Origin of the sequence: Lautropia dentalis, assembly GCF_003892345.1 — a bacterium.
GTDB classification, from domain to species: domain Bacteria; phylum Pseudomonadota; class Gammaproteobacteria; order Burkholderiales; family Burkholderiaceae_E; genus Lautropia; species Lautropia dentalis.
On sequence record NZ_RRUE01000001.1, the window covers coordinates 93,009 to 113,517 of the forward strand.

Annotated in this window: 12 protein-coding genes; 7 read left to right on the forward strand and 5 right to left on the reverse strand. The window is 64.5% G+C overall.

Annotated elements, in window-relative coordinates; translation table 11 throughout:
- Window positions 1–321: 321 nt before the first annotated feature.
- On the reverse strand, window positions 322–4,467 hold the full coding sequence (locus EHV23_RS00360; RefSeq protein WP_158615757.1) for a hypothetical protein: 4,146 nt from the start codon (window positions 4,465–4,467) through the stop codon (window positions 322–324).
- A 338-nt stretch (window positions 4,468–4,805) separates the two neighbouring features.
- Here EHV23_RS00360 and EHV23_RS00370 point away from each other — a divergent pair, with 338 nt between their 5' ends.
- The gene (locus EHV23_RS00370) at window positions 4,806–5,420 is read left to right on the forward strand and encodes an RpnC/YadD family protein (protein WP_125094221.1); all 615 of its coding nucleotides are present in this window, start codon (window positions 4,806–4,808) and stop codon (window positions 5,418–5,420) included.
- Between the two features lie 280 nt (window positions 5,421–5,700).
- Here the strand turns inward: EHV23_RS00370 and EHV23_RS00375 are convergent, their stop codons facing one another.
- A complete protein-coding gene (locus EHV23_RS00375) occupies window positions 5,701–9,783 on the reverse strand; it encodes a C-type lectin domain-containing protein (RefSeq protein ID WP_125094222.1) in 4,083 nt (1,360 codons plus the stop codon).
- 365 nt (window positions 9,784–10,148) lie between these two features.
- Between EHV23_RS00375 and EHV23_RS00380 the strand changes: the two genes are divergently transcribed.
- From EHV23_RS00380 to EHV23_RS00400, 5 genes are all read left to right on the forward strand, one after another.
- Window positions 10,149–11,063 (forward strand): carbon-nitrogen hydrolase family protein, encoded by a 915-nt coding sequence (locus EHV23_RS00380; RefSeq protein WP_125094223.1) that lies wholly within the window; start codon window positions 10,149–10,151, stop codon window positions 11,061–11,063.
- 132 nt (window positions 11,064–11,195) lie between these two features.
- On the forward strand, window positions 11,196–12,935 hold the full coding sequence (tldD, locus tag EHV23_RS00385) for a metalloprotease TldD (RefSeq protein ID WP_238990215.1): 1,740 nt from the start codon (window positions 11,196–11,198) through the stop codon (window positions 12,933–12,935).
- Window positions 12,936–13,211: 276 nt separating this feature from the next.
- The gene (locus EHV23_RS00390) at window positions 13,212–13,433 is read left to right on the forward strand and encodes a hypothetical protein (RefSeq protein ID WP_125094224.1); all 222 of its coding nucleotides are present in this window, start codon (window positions 13,212–13,214) and stop codon (window positions 13,431–13,433) included.
- Window positions 13,434–14,507 carry a 3-deoxy-7-phosphoheptulonate synthase gene (locus tag EHV23_RS00395; RefSeq protein ID WP_125094225.1) on the forward strand — a complete coding sequence of 358 codons (1,074 nt, stop codon included), beginning with the start codon at window positions 13,434–13,436 and terminating at the stop codon, window positions 14,505–14,507.
- A gap of 152 nt (window positions 14,508–14,659) precedes the next feature.
- A complete protein-coding gene (locus EHV23_RS00400; protein WP_125094226.1) occupies window positions 14,660–15,229 on the forward strand; it encodes a cyclic nucleotide-binding domain-containing protein in 570 nt (189 codons plus the stop codon).
- A 142-nt stretch (window positions 15,230–15,371) separates the two neighbouring features.
- Here EHV23_RS00400 and EHV23_RS00405 read toward each other — a convergent pair whose 3' ends face one another.
- The 3 genes from EHV23_RS00405 to EHV23_RS00415 form a co-directional block, all read right to left on the reverse strand.
- Window positions 15,372–16,172, reverse strand: a complete 801-nt coding sequence (locus EHV23_RS00405; protein ID WP_158615758.1) for an SIMPL domain-containing protein — start codon at window positions 16,170–16,172, stop codon at window positions 15,372–15,374.
- A gap of 331 nt (window positions 16,173–16,503) precedes the next feature.
- Complete coding sequence (locus tag EHV23_RS00410) at window positions 16,504–17,940, reverse strand: sensor histidine kinase (protein WP_125094228.1); 1,437 nt, start codon at window positions 17,938–17,940, stop codon at window positions 16,504–16,506.
- 222 nt (window positions 17,941–18,162) lie between these two features.
- Window positions 18,163–18,909 (reverse strand): response regulator, encoded by a 747-nt coding sequence (locus EHV23_RS00415; protein WP_125094229.1) that lies wholly within the window; start codon window positions 18,907–18,909, stop codon window positions 18,163–18,165.
- 909 nt (window positions 18,910–19,818) lie between these two features.
- Between EHV23_RS00415 and EHV23_RS00420 the strand changes: the two genes are divergently transcribed.
- Complete coding sequence (locus tag EHV23_RS00420; RefSeq protein WP_125094230.1) at window positions 19,819–20,472, forward strand: hypothetical protein; 654 nt, start codon at window positions 19,819–19,821, stop codon at window positions 20,470–20,472.
- Window positions 20,473–20,509 lie beyond the last annotated feature (37 nt).

Below are 20,509 nucleotides of genomic sequence, written 5' to 3' on the forward strand. Positions count from 1 at the left end.
AAGACAGCGCGGGCATTTCAGCAGAACGGTGCGGGTGTGAATATAGGCCAGATGGATAACGGCATAGGCCATCTGGCCTTGTGTGGATAAAGTTGGCAGGCCGGAAAAGGTACGGGTCGTAAGGCGCGCCGACAGGTGGCGATAGCACATGAAAAAACCGCACAGGTGGCACCGGCGGGAAGACGGCGGAACCTGTGCGGTTGAAAGGGGCTGCAGGGATTGGGCGGGCACGGGTGCCTGCCGGCTGCAGCCCGAGTGAACGGGAGCCCGGCCCTCCGGGGCTGTTAGGCGGGGGAGGGTGGGTCTGCGTTCGGGGAGAAATCAGCCCTGAGTCAGTTCATGGTGGAGCTGGTCGATCAGTTTGGTGCTGGGTTCGAGGCTGGCAACGTCGTAACTATCGGTTGCCGACTCGTGGCCCGGGCTGCTGAACAGAGACTTGGCGCTGATGGATCTGGGTTTAGCCCCCTCAGTAGTAGCGTCGGCATCCGCTTGTTTGGTTCCGGCGGGATCTTTACCTGGCGCTGCGGTTGTGGAAGGATCATCCGAAGACGGATTTCCTTCATTTTGGATGACGGGTTTGGAGGGCGTGCCTCCCGGGGGGGGCTCGGTTGCAGAGCCGCCGCTACCCGTGGTATCACCAGTTTCCTGTACGCCGCTGTTGGTGCTGTCGCTGGATGGTGTGCCAGAGGTGGCCGGTGCGGGGGCTTCCGTTACCGTCACGGTCTGTTCCTCCGCACCCTCGATGTCCTTCCCGTCGCCGCCCAGGGGCTTGAACTTGAAGGTGCCACCGTTGTTGTGTGCAGCATCCCAGTGCAGCTGACCCATTTGCTCTACGCTGAGAATCAGGGTGCCGGTAGGCGTTGCGTCGCCAGCCTTGAACTCATGGGTGACCTTTTCACCATTCTTCAGGAACAGCACGTTGTGATCAGCCGATTCCCCATCTGTTTCCGCAATGCTGGTGATACGGACATACATAGGCGCCTTGGTGGGCTCGTCGCCTTTGAAGAGGGCTTGATTCACGTGCACATCGCCGTTGTTTGTCGCAACGTTCTGCACTTCCAGCTGTGCCGGATAAACAGGCTTATCAGCGGCTTCATGGATGTAGAGCGTTTGCTCCGTGGCACCTTCAATGACGTTGCCGTTGGCATCAGCCGGCTTGAAGACGACACGGTAGTTGCCGCTGCCATTGTCGAAAGCGGCGTTCCACTGAGCCTTGTCGAAGTCTGCGTTCAGCAGAACTTTATTGACACCCAGGTTGTCATCATACTGCTCGCTCTTGCCAAATGCCGGCTTGGTCCCGCCAACCGGCTCCCAGGCGTTGTCGTTGCCAAAGTTCTGTTGATCAACCGAGATGATCTTGACGGCAGCCGGTTCTTTGCTGGGGTCTGTTCCCTTGAAGACGGAGGCTTCGATCTTCTTGGCAGCCTGATCGTGCGTCAGATTGATCGTGGTTGCATCGCCATAGACTCCAACCTTGGGCTCTGCTGCACTCTGGGTCGGCGGTTCCTGCGCGGCTGGGGCAGCTGCTTCCTGCACGGTGACGGTGTGCTCGGTCGCACCTGTCATGGCGCCGCCATCGGCCTTGACCGGTACGAAGGTGATGGTGTGGTTGCCATCGCCATGGGTCGCGTTCCAGACCAGCTTGTCGAAGTCGGCCTGCTTGATAATCTCATTGGGCTCAACAGCGACCGGATTGCCGTTGACCAGTTTGTACAGGCCCTGGACATCGCTTTCACCACTGCCCTTGACGTGCAGAATCTTCACGGCAGGCGGTTCCTTGCCTTCTGCACCGCCGAAGACTGCCTTGTCGAACGGTGTGGACTCGGCATTGTGCACTACCTTGACGGGCTCGGCATTTTTCGGGTACTCACCGGCTTTGTCTTCGGACGCAGCGGGTTTTTCCGGGGGCTGTTGCTCATTCTGGCCGGGGACCTTGCCACCCTGATCCTGGCCATTTCCGCTCTGGCCTGAAGCGCCGCCGGTTTGACCAGAAGTATTGCCGCCCTGACCCGAGGCGTTGCCGTTTTGGTTCTGATTTCCGGACGCATCGCTGCCTGAGCCCGAATTGCCCTGGTTCTGCTCTTCCGACGTGCCCGGTTGCTTTTTCGGATCGTCGGTGGTGGTATTGCCTGGTTTCTGGTCGTTGCCCGAACTGCCTTGGTTCTGGTTTTGTGCAGGATCCTGCTGCTTGTTGGGATCATCCTGCTTGTTCGGATTCTCGGCCGGTTTCTCGCTGATGGTGACAGTCTGCTCGTCGCCGATGGCTTGCTTGTTCGCATCCAGCGCCTGGAACTTGAACGTACCACCGGTGTTCTGGGCGGAATCCCACTTCAGTTTGTCGAAGTCTTCCTTGGAAACGATGAAATCGCCCTTGGCCGGGTCGCCCCAGTAAGTGTTGTGGGCATGTTCATTTTCGTCCACCTTGCTCAAGTAGAGAGCGCTCGAATCTTCTTTGGTGTCACCGGTTTCTTTCATATCGGTGACCTTGATGAAGGCAGGAGCCTTGCTCGGATCTGTGCCAATGAACAGCGATTTGTCCAGTGCAGCATCTACCTTGTCATGGTCGACATTGGCGGACTGATTTTTGCTTTCCGGGTAGGCGGGTTTTGTGACGGTCGGGTTGGTTTCGTTGCCCTGGCCCGAGGCGTTGCCACTTTGGTTCTGATTTCCAGACGCATTGCTGCCTGAGCCCGAATTGCCCTGGCCGTTACCACCGTTACCATTGCCGGCCTCACCACCCTGATCGGCAGGTGCGGGAGGAGCCGGCGGGGCAGGGGGCGCGACCGGTTTTTCCGGTGCCATGGTGTGGGCGACGGTGGAGGATTCGGTCAGCGTCAGGGTCTGCTTCTGGGCACCTTCCAGCGGCTTGGCCGTTTTGGCATCGTTGCTGTCCACGGCCTCGTAAGTGATCTGGCCGCGTGCGCTGCGCGACGAATCCCACACCAGCTTGTCAAATTCGTCCTTGTTGATGATTTGGCCATCAACGACCGGCTTGCCATCCAGGGTCAGCGGCGACTTGTAGTCGGGGTATTCGACCACGAAGCGGCTCAGTTTGTCACCGGTGAAGTCGATGGTTTCGATCTTGACCGGTGCCTCTGGCGTGTCGTTGCCCGTGCGGATCATGGCGTCCAGCTTGGTGGCATCCACACCCGTGCCGGCCACTTTGCTGGAGGCAATCCAGGCAGCCTCGCTGTTGTCCGGTACGCCTCCCGTGCCTTCGCCCTGGTGGCCCATGGTGCCTCTCAGGTTTTCGGCCAGATATTTGGCTTCGTCGGCATCGTCGATCACGGCCAGCTGGCCACCCATTTTCTGGGCCATTGCCTTGGCCTGTTCGAGGGTGACGGGATCCTTGGTCTTGACGACCTCATAGGCGGTGAACACCGTCGTCGTTTTGGCTGCGCCGGCAGCCTCACCCTGTTCGTCACTGTCAGACACCACAGTGCCGGTGTCGGCCTTGGTCACTGTCGTGGCGGACTTTCCGACTGGCACTTCCACTTCCCGAACCACGCGTGGGCCAACTTCATTGTCGGCCTCGATCTGGCCTTCGGACGCAACAATGTGGCCAATGCGAATGTACTCGACGGTCTTGCCTTCACCCGCAGCCTTTTCGAAGAGCTTGGCAACGACGTCACCCAGTTTGGTGTCGCCGCTTTCGGCAATCAGGGGCTGGCCGTTGTCGGCGGCCTTTGCCTCGGCAGGCTGTTCTACCAGCTTGGGCTGTTCAGCGGGGTTTGGCTGCTCGCCCGGCGTGGAGTTTTCCCCGGGCTTGGGCTGATCGGCAGGCTTGGGGTCTTCTGTCGGTTTGGGATCATCTGCAGGCTTGGGCTGATCAGTCGGTTTCTGCCCTTCTGCAGGTTTCGTAGGCTCCGTCGGCTTGTCCGTGGCGTCGCCATTGTCGCCGGAATTGTTGCCGCCGTTGCCAGCATTGCCGTTATTGCCGGCATTGCTGTTGTTGCCCGGTTTGTCCGTGGCAAGCCCATTGTTCGAGGATGAGCTGCCACCGCCACTGCTGCCACCGCTGGCGGCGGCTGCCACGGCAACCACGCCCAGGGCGGCTGCGCCAATCACGGCAGGGCTCACAGCGGCCGCGCCGGCTGCAGCACCAGCGGCGCCCGCACCGGCGGCACCGGCTGCGCCCGCTTCAGCGGCGGCACCGGCGGCGGCTTCGGCGCTCACGGCACCAATCGAGCCTTCGGCGGCCATGGCGCCAGCGGCTTCGGCCTGGGCGACGGTCATGGCGCTGACTTCCTGCACGGCGCCGGCCTGTTCGGCCTGGGCCAGCTGTTCGGCTTCCTGGTCTTCGACTTTTTTGGCCAGTTTGGCGGCGTCATCTGCCTGGGCGGTGCCGGCCTTGCGGACGGCGTTGCCAGTGGTGATCGGGTGTTTCGTTACGTGGTTCTGGGTTGCCATATTAGCTTTGGACTCTCGATGGACTGTGTCTCCGGGACGCCAGCAACGGTGCGGCATCTTCCGACCAGAAACGCCCGTGCCGAATGGCTTCCGTGTGTCCGAAAAGAGAAAGGAACCAAGCGAGCTGGGACGGCACGGGACTGGGCGTTCCCGACCATATTGACCCTCTCCCCGGGGCTTTGCCCGGGCAGCGGCATGAGTGGTCGATGTGGCCCGCCCGGCGTGATATGCGGTGGCTAATAGTTGTCTGGTGGACAACGGGGAAGAGGGAGCGGGACCGTTCCCGGGAGGATCTGATCCTCCTGCTGGAAGAAGAAACCGTACCCTCCCGCTTCAACCCGGAGCGGCTGCTGGGGTACACGGTGCGAGTGATGCGCCGGGAGGGCACCCGGCGGGTGATCCCCATTGTCATCTCCCTGAAGCGTGGCACAATGGAAGTGGAGATGGCCGTGGGTGGCGACTACGTTCAGCCGTTGCCGTTTCGCGTCCCGCACTGTCATCTGGCCATGCTCGATGCGCTGGACCATGCTCACAGCCCCAACATCGCTGTGCGCATCCTGACGGTCATGATGGGCTACCCCAACACCCCGGAGGCCCGGGTTCGGGTGTTTGGTCAGGCCTGGCAGGGGCTGCTGGCACTGGAACCGGACCCCGACCAGCTGTTCAAGTATCTGGGCATCATCCAGACCTGGCTGAAACTCGATGCCGCCGAGCGGCAACTGTACAAACGGCTGTATCCACAGGAGAAACGACGCATGAATCAACTGGCTGAACGGCTGATCAGGAGAGGCCGGCAGGAAGGGCTGCGGAAAGGACTGCAGGAGGGGAGGCAGGAAGGCGTCCTCGACGGCCGTCAGCAGACGCTGGCAGAACAGCTGGCCGAACGTTTCGGGCCGCTGGACGAGGCGGTCACCCGCCGTCTGGCTTCGGCCAGCCTGGACGAGCTGAAGCACTGGTCGCACCGCATCCTGTCGGCCCAGACGCTGGACGAGGTGTTCCGGCTGCAGTGAGCGACCGTCTGGCCGTTGAGGGCTACCCCCTGATTGACAGCTGAGGCGTGGGGAAGAACCGCTCAGATGTCTGTGATAGGGGCGATGGCTCAGAGATCGGCCAATGCCAGACGCCAGAAGGGCCACCCTGTACAAGCGGTGGCCCTTCTGGTGTCTGTGCCTGTGTTTTTGCCTCCGTCCTGCCCTCGTTCCGGCTCCTGTTGCCTGGTGCCGGATGCCCCCCTGCCGGACACACAGGGCGGTCAGCAGGGGAGACTGGGCAGGGAGGAGGGGCTGCGCCTTACAGGTGGGTCACCTCCGGGTTCATCGGCACCAGATGGCCCATATCCGTACTGCTGTGGATGTAGAGGCTGTCGTGTGCCGGAGCGGGGGCTTCACCGTAGGTTTGGCCGTCGTCGCTGAGCAGGTCGTCGAACTGCAGGGCGTGGACGGATTTCAGGACCGAGCGCGGCGAGTGTGCGGCGGATTCATGTCGCAGTTCCGACACGCCATCCGAACCGGACTGACCGTTCACGGCGCTTTCTGCCTGGTGGGTTTGTGTAGCCCCAGTGTTGCCCTGCTGGTCACCACCGCCCACATTGGCTTTGCCGCTATCGCTATCACTTTGCCCGCTTTGATTCACCGCGTTCTGCCCACCCGAAGGGTTCTCGTTGTGGGTAGTTTCTGGCGGGTCGGAGACGGGGGGCGCATGGCCCTTATCAGACGGATCACCAGATGCCTTGTCCGAATCGGATTCCTGTTTTTCCCCGCCCGGGACCGTACTGCTGGCTTTGGGGTCGCTGGAATGGTCTTCCGTTACTACCTCTCCCTTCGGATCAGTCCCCTGTGACTGCGTGGCGTTCGGGTCTTGTTGATCCGACGCGTCTTTTTGAACGCCGCCGCCCACGCCCGTTTCGCCGGCCGGCTTCTGACTACCAGTCGGGTCTTCGGAAGCACCATGGCCAGCCCCTTCAGCCGGTTTTCCGCCCGCAGGGGCCGAGCCCGGCGTGCCCGATTCTTCGCCTGACGGCTGCGAATCATGGCCCGACGCGCCTGGATGCTGTTCCTCGCCAGCAGCCGGTTTCTGGCCGTTTTCGGGCGTCGTGGTATCCGTCGTCGTGGTATCCGTCTTTTCTCCTTCCTGTTTTGGCGGGGGAGTCAGCTTATCCTCCTGCGAATGCTGCTCCGCCTCCTGCGACTGATGTTCATGTTGGGTCGTCACCGCCGCATGCTCCCCGGTTTGGGTCGTTTCTGCCGCGTGTTCATCCCCGCTGTTGGCAGCCGGAGCTGGTGCCTCCACGATCGTGATGGTGCGGTTTTGGACGTGCCCGGGAATGTCCTGGTGCTGGGCATCCACGGCCGTGAAGCGGAACCGGCCGCCTTCGGCGAGGGAGGCGTTCCAGTGCACCCTGGCAAAATCGGCCTTGTCGATGAAGTCGCGGGCCTCGATGGTTTTGGCGTTGTCGCCTTCACCCACGGTCAGTGCGGCACCGGTAATGGGGTTGCCCTTGCCGTCCACGATGTAGTCGATTTTCACGGCTTCGGGTACCTTGCCGTCCTTGCCGGTGAAGATCTCTGCTTTCAGCGCATGGGATGCCTCGTCGTGCGCAACGTTCACACTCTGGCCATCGTTGCCGTAGTAGGGCTGGTCCGACATTTCCGAGATGTGGATGGTCTGCTCCGTAGTGTGGGGCAGCGGGTCACCATTCTGGTCCACGGGGATGAAGCGGATGGTGCCACCGGTGTTGGTGCTGGTGTCCCACAGCAGGTTCTGGAAGTCGGCCTGCCGGACGAGGTTGCTGCCATTGGCTGTGGAGATTTCCGTGGCGGCGACACCGCCCTTGTTGAGCGTCAGGGGTGAATGGGCGTTGTCGTCGGTGGCGCCGGTTTCTTCAAAGCCCGTGATCTTGATGAACGCGGGTTTGCGCTCGCCGTTCGAGCCATTGAACAGGTCAGCGTCCAGTTTTTGCACGCTGTCATGGCCGACGTGGGTGGTCTGGCTGTTGCCGTCCGGATAGCGCGGAGGCAGCGGGGCCGCGGCTTCGTGGATGCGGATGGTCTGGGCGTCGATCTTGCCATCGATCTCGCCTTCCGGGATGTGCTCGCCATTCGCCTTGACCGGAATGAAGTGGAATTCACCACCGTCCGCATTGCGGGCATCCCACGCAACCTTGTCGAAGTCAGCTTTCGGGACAATGGTCTCACCGTCGATTACCGGCTTGCCCTTGAACAGCAGATGGCCACCGCCGTTCAGAATCTTCACGGCATCCGGTTGCTGGGCGTAGATGTCGCCCTTGAAGAAGTGGGCGTCGATCTTCGCTGTCTTGTCGTTGTAACCAACCTCGGCTGTCTGGTGGTCGGCGTTGTAGATCGGCGCTTTGGGAAGCGTCACCTCCCCGTGCACCGTGCCGGATCCGCTGCCGTTCGAGGTCGAACCGCTGGCTGAAGAACCACCCGTGTTGGAGCCAGCCTGGACCGAACCGCCCGGGGGCGTACCACCCTGGCCCTGCGCATCCTGATGGGCCGGCGTGCTGTCCTGATGGCCGCCATGGCCGGCGTTGCCATGGCCGTTCTGGAGGTTATCCTGTGGCGCTGGCGTCTTGTTGCCTGGGTTGTTCTGGCCCTCCTGTCCCGGCAGCTTGTTGTCTGCGTCCGGGTTGGCGTTCTGTCCCGGTTTGTTGCTGCCGGCAGGCTGCTCCTTGTCATTGACCTCACCCTGGCTGGCCTGTGGGGCAGGCTGGGACGGGGCGACCGGTGCGGCAGGGGCCTTCACGTCCGCGCTTTCGGTCACGTGGATGCTGCCTTCCTTCGCATTCGGCAGTTCTTTGGCATCGTCACCGTCTCCATTCATGGCGATGTACCGGATGGTGCCTGCTTCACTCTGGCTGCCGTTCCAGACCAGACGGTCGAACTCGTCGGCGTGAATGATCTGGCCTTCAACCACGGGGTTGCCGTCCAGTGTCAGCGGGACCTGGTAGTCATCGTATTCGATGACGAAGCGGTTGAGTTTCTCTCCGGCCTCATGCTGCGGCACCACCTTGAAGTTGGCAGGTTTGTCACCTTCAAGGGTGAGGGCGTTGTCTTTGCTGGGGTCGGCATCCGGCAGCTCAACCTTGTTGTTGCCGATCCAGGCCGGACGCGTGCCACTTTCTTCCGACAGCCGGCCCAGCAGGTTTCTCTGCAGCCATATCAGTTCGTCCTGATCGTCGATTTCCAGCAGCTTGCCACCCAGCCTGGTGGCTTCTGCCCGGGCTTCGGCAAGCGTCAGTGGCTTGTCGCTGGTGATCACTTCGTAGCCGGTGAGCTTGACAGGCTGTTCGCCGCCGGCGGCGGCCTTGCCGTTTTCTGCGTCGACTTTGGCGTTCACGGTCCCGCCCTTGTCGTCTGCGTCCCCTGCCTGTGCATTCACCGCTTCGGCCTTGACGACGCTGGCCAGACGAGTCAACGAGGCATGGACGCCACCCAGACCCTGAGCGTCATGGTCGGCGCCAGCAGCGGCGGATTTGTCGCTGCCATCGTCGTTGCCCCAGCGCACGACCCGGGCATTCGGGTGTTTGGCGTCATGCGACGATTCGATGTGGGTGATCTTGATGTACTTGACTTCACCGTCATAGCCTGCGGGCTTGGCCGCTTCGAAGGCCGCCTTTGCGTTGGTCAGACGGGTCTCGCCGTCCACGGCCACTTTCGGGGCGTTGGCCGTCCCCTGGGCGATGGCGGGGCCACTTGCCCCGGATTGCGGGGGCGGGGTGTCACCGCCGGGCTGGGCTTCGGCGGACGGGGTGCTACCCGGGTTGCCAGGTTGCTGGCTGCCGTTGTCGGTGCCGGTTTTGTCGGCGTCGGCCTTGGGCTGACCGTCAGCGGGGGTCTGCGGGTTCGTGTTCGGCTGTTTGCCGGGTTCCTGCTGGGCCAGCTGGTCATTGCCCGGCTTGGCCTGGGCGCTGGGGGCCGGGGCGCTGCTGCTGCCACCGCCGCCACCTGCGGCGGCGCCCACGGCAGCCACGCCCAGCACGCCCAGGCCGATGGCCATGGGGCTGACGGCGGCGGCCGTGCCGGCGGCAGCACCCGTACCGGCGGCGCCCGCGGCACCCACGCCGGCAGCCGAAGCGGCATCGGCACTTGCGGTGGCACCAACGACGCCTGCGGCGGCATCACCACCGGAGGCGGCCATTGCGCCTTCGGCCGAGGCAACGAGCAGCGTGCCGTCGGTGGCCTGGGCGGCGGAGGCGTCGGCCAGCTGTTCGGCGTCGGGCTGTTCGGTGGCGGTAGGCTGCTCCAGCTGCCGTTTGGCAGCGGTGCGTTTGTGCAGCAGGTCCAGGGCGTCATCCTGGGCCTGGGCGTTGCGCACGGCGGCCGCGTGGGCGGCTGCGTGCGGGTTGTTCGTCATATGGGGCTTCTGTGCCATGTTCGAGTCTCGCGATGTGATGGGCCGCGGTACCCGTCGTGTTCATGACGGTGGCTGTGAGTCTTTGGAAAGGTCTGGTGCGTGTTCGTGGAGGCTCGCCCGGCATGGGCAGGTAGGGCACGCGGCAAAATGGACCGGAGTCACTGTGGCACTGTGGTGCGGATGCCGCATCCGTTTCGGGCCGGGCGGTCGTTGTTGCCCGCCGGGCGCAGCAGCAGCCCGGGATGGGCGGGGAGCGTACGGATGGTGCCCTGAAGGCTTGCCTGCACATGCCGTGGGAAGAGGTGATGCGCGGTGTCACGCCGCAGCCGGCTTTGGGTTAGGATGCAGGGGCAACTGGTATTGGTATGCGGGTTTCTGGAAGGATTTCGATGAAGATCAGGGTAGCGGCGGTGCAGATGGTGTCCGGGCCGGATGTGGCGGCCAATGTGGAGGCGGCGGGGCGTTTGGTGGCGCAGGCAGCGGCGCAGGGGGCGCAGGTGGTGCTGTTGCCGGAGTATTTCTGCCTGATCAGCGGCAACGACCGCGACAAGCTGGGCATTCAGGAGGTCGATGCCGGCGAGCAGCCGGAGGCCGACACACCGCTGCAGCATTTTCTGTCGGTCACGGCGCGGCAGCATGGCATTACGCTGCTGGGCGGCACGGTGCCGCTGAAGTCGCCGAAGATCCATAAAATCTGCAACAGCCTGCTGGTCTATGGCCCCGACGGCAAGCGGCTGGCGCGCTACGACAAGATTCATCTGTTCGGTTTCCAGCGCGGCGAGGAGTCGTATGATGAATCCGTGGCCATTCATGCCGGGCGCACGCCGGTGGTGGTGGATGTGCCGGTGGGGGCTGCGGCAAGGGCTGTTGCGAGGATGAGGGCTCCGGGAGGCGCAGACGAGAATGAAGTGGCGTCGATCCGGGTGGGCCTGGCGGTCTGCTACGACCTGCGCTTTCCGGAGCTGTTCCGGCAGATGGCGCCGCTGGATCTGATGGTGATGCCGGCGGCCTTTACCTACACTACCGGGCAGGCGCACTGGGAACTGCTGCTGCGGGCGCGGGCGGTGGAAGGGCAGTGCTGGGTGCTGGCCTCGGGGCAGGGCGGCACGCACCCGGGTTCGGGGCGGCGCACCTGGGGGCATTCGATGCTGGTGGATCCATGGGGCGAAGTATGTGCGGTGCTGCCGGAAGGCGAGGGTGTGGTGGTGGCCGATCTGGACACCGAACGGACGGCGCAGGTGCGCGAGAGTCTGCCGGCGCTGCGGCACCGGGTGATCTGAGATGTGCCGTCCGGTTTGATTCGTGATGCCTGGTTTGACGTGTGTCGTCTGGCCGGGAAACGGTACCGGACGGGGTGACGTGCCGGCCGGGTGATGATCCGGGGTGGCGTCAGGGATTTGAGGATATTGTGAATGTTGATGAAGGCAGAGATGACGCGAAAAGGCAGGAAGGATTCTCCCAACGGTACATCCGGTGCATCCGGTACATCCGGCAGGCGGTCTGCAAAAGGTGGCCGGAGTGCACCGGCGGCGCATGCGGCAGGTCGTACCGGTACGGCGCGCGAGGTGGTGCAGCAGGCCGATCCGCAGGCGGTGGCGCGGGCGTTCCTGCTGGAACCGGGCGGGCTGGTGGAGGCCGATCTGGAGCGGGCCATCGGGCGCATTTTCGAGCACCGGGTGGACTATGCCGACCTGTATTTCCAGTACACGCGCAGTGAGGGCTGGAGTCTGGACGAGGGCATCGTCAAGTCGGGCAGTTTCTCGATCGGGCAGGGCGTGGGCGTGCGTGCCGTGGCCGGTGACCGTTCGGCCTTTGCCTATTCGGACGAAATCAATGCCGCCGCGCTGATGTCGGCAGCCGATGCCACGCGCACGATTGCGAAGAGCGGCCGTTCGGGGCGCGTGCGTGCGGCCGGTGCTGCGGGTACGGCTGGCCAGGTGTCCGGCGCAGAAAGCGGGCGTGGTGTACGGGCGTCTGCGCTGACGCCGGCACAGCTGTCACAGGCTTTGTCGGGCGGTGCCCGTGCGAATGGCCGTGGCGACCGGGGAAGACGTGATGCAGTGCCCCCCGGCCTGCTGTATGGCATGGCCGACCCCATTGCGTCGCTGACGGCGGCCGACAAGGTGGGGCTGCTGCAGAAAATCGAGGCGTATGCGCGCAGGAAGGATCCGCGCGTGACGCAGGTGATGGCCGGACTGGCGGCCGAGCACGACATCGTGATGGTGATGCGTTCGGACGGTGTGCTGGCGGCGGATGTGCGGCCGCTGGTGCGGGTGTCGGTGCAGGTGATCGTGGAGCAGAATGGCCGGCGCGAGCAGGGGCATGCGGGCGGCGGTGGCCGCTTCGATCTCGATTTCTTCACCGACCGGCAGATCCGCGCCTATGTGGACGAGGCGGTGCGGCAGGCGCTGGTGAATCTGGAGGCGCGGCCGGCACCGGGTGGCGTGCTGAGCGTGGTGCTGGGGCCGGGCTGGCCGGGCGTGCTGCTGCACGAGGCGGTGGGCCACGGGCTGGAGGGCGATTTCAACCGCAAGAAGTCGTCGGTGTTTGCCGGCCGCATTGGCGAGCGGGTGGCGGCGAAGGGGGTGACGGTGCTGGACGACGGCACGATTCCCGACCGGCGCGGGTCGCTCAACATCGACGACGAGGGCAATCCGTCGCAGTGCAACGTGCTGATCGAGGACGGGGTGCTGAAGGGCTATCTGCAGGATTCGCTCAATGCCCGCCTGATGAAGGTGCCGGTGACGGGCAATGGCCGGCGCGAGAGCTTTGCGCATCTGCCCATGCCGCGGATGACCAACACCTTCATGCTGGGGGGGCAGGACGACCCGGGCGAGATTCTGGCGTCGCTGGACCGCGGGCTGTATGCGGTGAACTTCGGCGGTGGCCAGGTGGACATCACCAATGGCAAGTTCGTGTTCTCGGCTTCGGAGGCGTACTGGGTGGAGAACGGCAAAATCCAGTACCCGGTCAAGGGCGCAACCATCATCGGCAACGGACCGGATGCGCTGACGCGGGTGACGATGATCGGCAACGACATGGCGCTGGACCCGGGCATCGGCATCTGCGGCAAGGATGGCCAGAGCGTGCCGGTGGGCGTGGGACAGCCAACGCTGCGCATCGAGGGGCTGACGGTGGGGGGAACGGCCTGAAACGGCCTGAGCGGCCTGGGGGGCGCTATGCGGCGCCGGCCATCGCCTGGTGCCGGCCCCTGTCCGGCACTGCTCCTTGTCCAGCACTGCTCCCTGTCTGGTGCGGCTCCCTGTTTGGTGCTCGAGCGGCTCCCGTTTGACGCCGGCGTCTGTTTGCGGCTACATTAGCCACTTCACCTTTTGGGGTTTGCGTTCCATGCTGGGTTTTTCCCGATTTTATTTTGGCTTCTTCTGGTGCGATTCCGCAGGCGGAATGGCAGGGGAAGCTGTTGTCGGGTGAAGCCGAACGAAAAAGCGAAGCAGACTTCCACTGAACATCGAAAACCGCCAGCGTTGCAGCAGCTGGCGGTTTTTTTTTACCCGGCCCGGAGGGGCAGGCTGCGGTGGCTCCGGCGGGATGTGGTATTTCTGGTTTTTGTGTTTGCTGCTTTTTGTGTGCCTGCTGGTTTTTGGTTTGATGATTTTGTGTTTGCCGTTTTTGAAGAGGAGTGTTGCTGAATGAACGCCACGGTATCGACTGATGATCTGCGTATTCTGTCCCTGGCCGAGCTGGTCACGCCGGCGCATCTGATTGGCGAGTTTCCGGTACGCGAGGAGGTGGGGCAGACGGTGGCGAAGGCGCGCCAGACCATCCACCGCATTCTGCATGGCATGGATGACCGGCTGCTGTTGGTGATCGGCCCCTGTTCCATTCACGATCCGGTGGCGGCGCGCGATTATGCGACGCGGCTGATGGAGCAGCGCCGGCGTTTTGCCGACCGGCTGGAGATCGTGATGCGGGTGTATTTCGAGAAGCCGCGCACGACGGTGGGCTGGAAGGGGCTGATCAACGACCCGAAGCTCGATGGCAGTTTCGACATCAACGAGGGGCTGCGGGTGGCGCGCGGGCTGCTGCTGGACATCAATGCGATGGGCATGCCGGCGGGTACCGAGTTTCTCGACATGATCACGCCGCAGTACATTGCCGACCTGATTTCGTGGGGAGCCATTGGCGCACGCACGACGGAGTCGCAGGTGCACCGGGAACTGGCCTCGGGGCTGTCGTGCCCGGTGGGCTTCAAGAATGGCACGGACGGCAATGTGCGGATTGCACTGGATGCGATCAAGGCGTCGTCGCAGCCGCACCATTTCCTGTCGGTGACGAAAGGGGGCAATACGGCCATCGTGTCGACGGCGGGCAATGAGGACTGCCACATCATCCTGCGCGGCGGCAGGACACCCAACTACGACCGCGAGAGTGTGCTGGCGGCCTGCCGCGAGGCGGGCAACGCGGCACTGGCCTGCCGGCTGATGATCGACTGCTCGCACGGCAACAGCCAGAAAAAGCCGGAGAACCAGCTGCCGGTGGCACGCGACGTGGCGGGCCAGCTGGCCGATGGCGACAGCCGGATTTTTGGTGTGATGGTGGAGAGCAACATCGTGGGCGGCCGGGAGGATCTGGTGGCCGGTCGAACGCCCACTTACGGGCGCAGCATCACCGACGGTTGTCTGGACTGGGACAGCAGCGTGGAGGCGCTGGAGGCACTGGCCGAGGGCGTGACCGAGCGGCGGCTGGCGCTGGGCCGGGGGTAGGCCGGGCGCTGCAAGGAAGTCTGGCAACAGGCGGTATCCGTCGGTCCCCTGCGGCTGCTCGGCCGTCAGCCGGGGCGCGGCCGGCAATACGCAGGGCGAGGGGCTGGGGCAGTATGGGCCTTTTCTCTGCGTATTGTGAGCGGGTCGGGCGGATGAACCAGATTCAGGAAGCGGGGGCGGTTGCCCCGAAGTCGGTGGAAGAGGCGCTGCAGGGACGGCGACTGAAGCTGTTGGGTTCCGGGGCTGCGCATGCGGCCGACCTGCAGCAGCTGCTGGCACGCACGGCGCTGTTTTCCGGGCTGGGGCGCAAGGAATCGCTGCTGCTGGGGGCGGTGATGCACGTGTATGAGGCCCATGCAGGGCAGACGCTGATCACCGAGGGAGATTCGGGCGACTACATGATGCTGCTGATGCGTGGCTCGGTGGACGTGGTGCGCCGCAATGGCCACAACTTCCCGGTACGCATTGCGATGGCCAAGCCCGGCCAGACGCTGGGCGAGATGTCGATGGTGGACGGCCAGGTGCGGTTTGCGTCGTGCGTGGCGCAGACGGAGTGCCGGGTGGCGGTGCTGAGTCGCTCCGCACTGCTGGCACTGCTCAAGCGCGAGCCGGTGCTGGGCAACAAGGTGCTGCTGAAGCTGGTGAGCCTGCTGTCGGACCGGCTGCGCGAGACGAGCGCGCAGCTGGTCAACTGCGTGGGGACGCGGCCGGGCTGCGTCTGAGGTACCGTGGCCGGCCTGCTGCCGGCAGCATGGCTAGTCTCTGCTTCCGCCCGGCCCGATATGCTCGTGCTGAGGGGGCGTTTGCCCAGCCGGGCGTTCCGATGCCCGGGGGCATCTGGCCGGCCGGACGTTCCGGTACGACTCAGCGCAGTTCGATGGTGCCGCTGGCGGTGAGGGTGATGGTGGTGTCACCGCCCTGGTCGGCCAGGCTGGGCATGCTGCCCTCGTCCCTGGCCATGCGCGGGGCGGCGGCAAAAGCCACCACGCCGTCGTTGTTGCCTTCGCTGTGGTGGCTGGTGCCCAGTTTAATTTGTTTGATTTCGTAACTCTTGTAGCCGAAAGCCTCGGCGGTGGCCGCGGCGCGGGCACGGAAGGCGTCCACGGCTTCCTTGATCAGGCGGTTTTCTTCGGCGCGGCGGCGGGGCGTGCTGAGCTGGTAGGTGACGCCGTCGAGCTGCAGGCTGCTGGCCAGCTGGCCGGCCAGTCGGGCCACGGCGGCGGTATCGGTGCCTTCGAGGGTGAGGTTGCCACGGACCTGCCAGCCGTCACGCTTGCCATTCTGCGTCCATTCCGGGCTGGTGTTGATGCCGCTGGCCCAGGCGCGTACGCCGGGGCTGCCCTTGGCCCTGTCGAGGGCGGCGTTGATGGCTTCGATGACCTGGGTGTTCAGGGTTTCGAGATTCTTGCCGCTGCTTTCCTTGACGAGCTGCACGCGCATTTCGTCGTTGGGCACACGCTGGCTGGCCGAGGCTTCGAGATCGACGCTGGGGCCGGCCGCCCAGGCGGCGGTGCTGCCGGCGGCGATCAGGCCGGCCACGAGGCGGGCCGCCTGCGTGCGGAGTGTGGGGGTGTGGGCGGCGCGGCCATGGGCCGTGCGCGGCAGCGTGAGGCGGGTGTGGTGGGCGGTGGCCGTCTGGCGGGATGCGTGGTGGTTCGAAGCCATGGTGAGTTCCCTGATGGAAAGGGGGGAAACGTTGGGCAGGTGGTATGTGTACGACCTGCCCCGACAGGCACTAACGTACGAGCTGCCCCGGAGGGATACAGGGGCGATGGTGTGAATGGCGACTGTCTGCCTCAGAGGGATATACAGGCGATGGTATGAATGGCGGCCGTCTGCCCCGGAGGGATACAGGCGATGGTGTGACGGGACGGCTGTCTGCTCCGGAGGGATACAGGCGATGGTGTGACGGGAGGCTGCCTGTTCCGGAGGCATACAGGCGATGCGGCGAATGGTGTCCATCCCTCATGGGGCGGTCTTGCCTGGGCGCCGGCGATCAGCGCCGGGCCGCGGGTGTCTGGCGCGGCAGGCGGATTTCGGCGATGAGGCCGCCGTCGGGGGCGTTGTCGAGGTAGACATCACCCTGGTGCCAGCGGGCGATGTTGCGGGTGATGGCCATGCCGATGCCGGAGCCGCCGCTGTTGCGGTTGCGGGAGGGTTCCAGCCGCACGAAGGGTTCGAAGACGCGCTCGCGGTCGGCCTCGGGGATGCCGGGGCCGTGGTCGCGGATGAAGATGCGCAGCTGGCGCGGGCTGTCGACCACGCTCATTTCCACCCGGTTGCCGTAGCGGATGCCGTTGGAGATGAGGTTGTTGATGGCGCGCTTGAGCATGGCGGGTTCGGTGGGGTAGGCGGCGTTGGCCTGGCCGGCCAGCTTGATGGGGGTGCCGGTGTCACCCCAGTCGGTGATGATGCTCTCGAGCAGGGCGTTGATGTCGACGGGGTAGCGTTCGCGCGATTTGCCCAGTTCGGCAAAGAGATCGAGCGACGAGCCGACCAGATCCTCCATTTCCTTCAGGTCGTGGATGAATTTGGCGCGCTGGGCCTCGGGCAGCAGTTCGGCACGCAGCCGCATGCGGGTGATGGGGGTGCGCAGGTCGTGCGAGATGGCGGCCAGCAGGCTGGAGCGCTCGATGATGTAGCGCCGGATGCGCTCCTGCGTCTCGTTGAAGCGGGCAATGAGGCGCTGCAGCTCGATGGGGCCGTGGGCGGGGATGATGACGGGGCGGTCACTGTCGCCGCCGGCCGGGTTCTTGCCGATGCGCTGGACGGCGCGATCGAGCTGGCGCAGCGAGCGGGTGATCATCCGGCCGATGAACAGCGACATGAGAAAGATGATGGCGGCCCAGATGAGCAGGCGCGGCAGCAGGGCCTCGACCTGGCTGAGCGGTTCCTGGGGCATGCGCACGAAGAAGGCCGCCGTGGAACCGTCTTCCAGTTCGATCTGGGCCACCACCGAGAAGGTGGCCGGCAGCAGGAAGTAGAAGCGCCGGGCGATCCAGTTCTCGAAGGCATTGGCGCTGGGGGGTTCGACTTCGTCGGGGGTCTGGGCGCGGGCGGCGCGGGTGATCTCCACCGTGGTGAGCAGTGGCGGATTCATTGCGTCGCGGATGTCGGCGGCAAAGTTCTTTTCGTACTCGTTGAGTTCGGCAAAGCCGCTCTCGATGTCGATGGGCTGGTTGCCGAGCTGGATGCGAAAGTCGCTCTTGGCGCCCAGTTCGGTGACGACGGCATTGCGTGCCCCGGGCGGGATGCGGTTGATGAGGCTGGCCGTGCGGGCGATGCGGCTGGCCATCTGTTCGGCGTTGAGCCGGTAGATGGAACTGCCCCGGTCGAAGAAGTTGAGCAGCTGGCTGGCCGCCTGCGACAGCAGCAGCGAGGCCGCCAGTACCAGCACCATGCGGCCGTAGAGGGAGCCGGGCAGGAGCTTCATGGCAGGCCGGGGAAGCCAGATGCCGTGTGACGGGCGTATGTGTTGCAGCGCAGGCGGGGGCACGTCGCCTGGCTGACCGCCACCGCATGACGAGCTGACGCAGTGCAGCACCCGGGGGGTCTGCGACCGCCGAAAACCATGCTGCAGGTCCGTGTGGTGCGGTGGGCGGGCGCAGCAGGGCAACGCCCGGTGGTCTGGCGGGCGTGCCGGGGTGGCGGGAGGTCAGGCCACGCGCTCGACATGGGCCGCGAGGATGTAGCCCTCGTTGCGGATGGTCTTGATGATGCGCGGTTCGCGGGCGTCGTCGTTGAGGCGGTTGCGCAGCCGGCTGATCTGCACGTCGATGCTGCGGTCGAACGGCGTGGCTTCACGCCCCAGCGTGAGGTCCATGAGCTGGTTGCGGTCGAGCACGCGGTTGGGATGCTGGATGAGTACCGACAGCAGCCGGTATTCGGCCCCGGAGAGCGGCACGATGACGTTGTCGGGCGAGATGAGGTGGCGGGCGCCGGAATCGAGCGTCCAGCCGGCAAAGCGCACCTGCTGGGCGTCGCCGAGGCTGGGTGGCAGGGTGCGGGTGCGCCGCAGCACGCCCTTGATGCGGGCCAGCAGCTCGCGCGGGCTGAAGGGCTTGCCGAGGTAGTCGTCGGCACCCATTTCGATGCCGATGATGCGGTCGACCTCGTCGGCCCGGGCGGTGAGCATGATGACCGGCACGTTCGAACGCGAACGCAGCTCACGGCAGACGGTGAGGCCGTCCTCGCCCGGCATCATGACATCGAGGATGATGATGTCGGGGCGCGATTCGTCGAAGAGCTGGCGCATTTCGGTGGCGTCGCGGGCGACGCTGACCTTGATGCCGTTCTGGCTGAGGTACTCGGCCAGCAGGGTACGGATTTCCGCGTCATCGTCGACGACGAGGACGTGATCGGGCGTTTCCTGGTTTGTCTGTTGGGTATCCATGTATTCCATGAACTCCAGCGGATCGAAAGGGAGAGGCTCCGGCGGGGCCGGATGCGACCGGACCATGGGAGCGCAGGGCTGCAGGACCATCGGTCCATGGAACCTCGGGGTCACATGACCACAGGGTTACATGGCTGTGACACCGCGGAGCCACATGATCGCGAGACCACGGGACTCGAGACTCGGGACCACGGCACTAAGGCACCATGAGGCCACGGGAGCACAGGTCCGGCCATCTACCCCAGTTGGGGCTGCTTTCCCAATATTAAACCCCCGACTGGCGCGATTGGCGGCCAGATGTGTAAAGCTGGGGTAAAGGAGGGGGCAAGGCGGGGTGCAAAGGCGAGGACTCGACGGGGATTCGGCGGGATAAAGAGGAGCGGCAGCGCGGGCAGGGATGGGGGCAGTGGCGCACACAGGGGGGCTTCCCACCGGACGATGGATGACTGGAGGCAGCAATCATGCCGGGGCTGGCTGGCCGAAGCCCTGCTTGTCCGGGACACGAACACAGTGACAGGGCATCGATAGTGACAGGGCATTGGAACAGATGGGGGCCGCGACGCGCACTAAGCATCCACTAAGTTACCAAATGCAAAATATGCTTCCTGCCTGAGCCTGATCAAAAAGCAGGCCCGATGTGAGGCCGGGCCTTTTTGAGTCAGGGGCGCGCGATCCTGTACCATCGTGGCAGTGTTCTGACCAGTACCTGTGGTGAGTTTTGCCACGCGGGTACGTTGCGGGTCGGAGGGGGCGGCGGTTTCGTCGGCCCGGAATGTCGCGTGCCGGCCGGATGGGGCAAGCTGCCCGTAATTGGGCAAGCTGCCTGCCATCCCGGTTCCGGCGCCTGGAGGCTGCTCCCGCCGGGGGTGTGTCCTGAATCGATGCAGATGGAGCGATCCTGTTCCATCGGGTATTTTCATGAGCTATCTGAAGCGGTTTTCTGTCACGGGCAGTGTCTGCCCATCTTCGCCTGTCTTTGGCCAGCGTGCTGCACACGAAGTGCGGCGTCTGTCGGCCGGTTTCGATCAGGTGGTGCTGGCCGGTATCGGGAGCGGGGTGGTGGCATCCCGCGTGCTGCAGCTTCTTCCGGATACCCTGTTCTTCGAGATCGAGTCCGGGTTCGCCCACCACTTTCAGGCCCAGCATCCGTCGGCCCGGGTGATCGCCGATGGTGTCGAGAAACTGTACGATCATTTTCCCGAACTGCGGGAGAAGCGGGTGCTGCTGGCCTCGTTCATCCCCACGGCCGGTCTGTTCTACTCCGACGATATTGCCGACTTCTTCACCCATCTCTGTCAGAACGGCGGGTATGTGATGCAGATGCGTTACCTGCCGCACCGCATGAGCGCCCGCTTCTTCGACGGCATGCGCGACCGGGGCGTGGAGAACGAGCGGCTCTTCACGGTGGCGCGCAATCTGCCGCCGGTTTCCATGTTCGGCATGCATGCCAGGGTAGTGCGGCGCGCCAGTGTGCCAGCTGGCGCCCGTGGCAAGGCAGCGGCCAGGTCACACGCCAGTGCTCCGGCCGAAGAAGAGGTGCTGGCGGCCCGCACGCTTACGTCTTCAGTCTGAGGCGTTGGGCCAGGCCGGCGCAGTGCGGGCCTCGCGT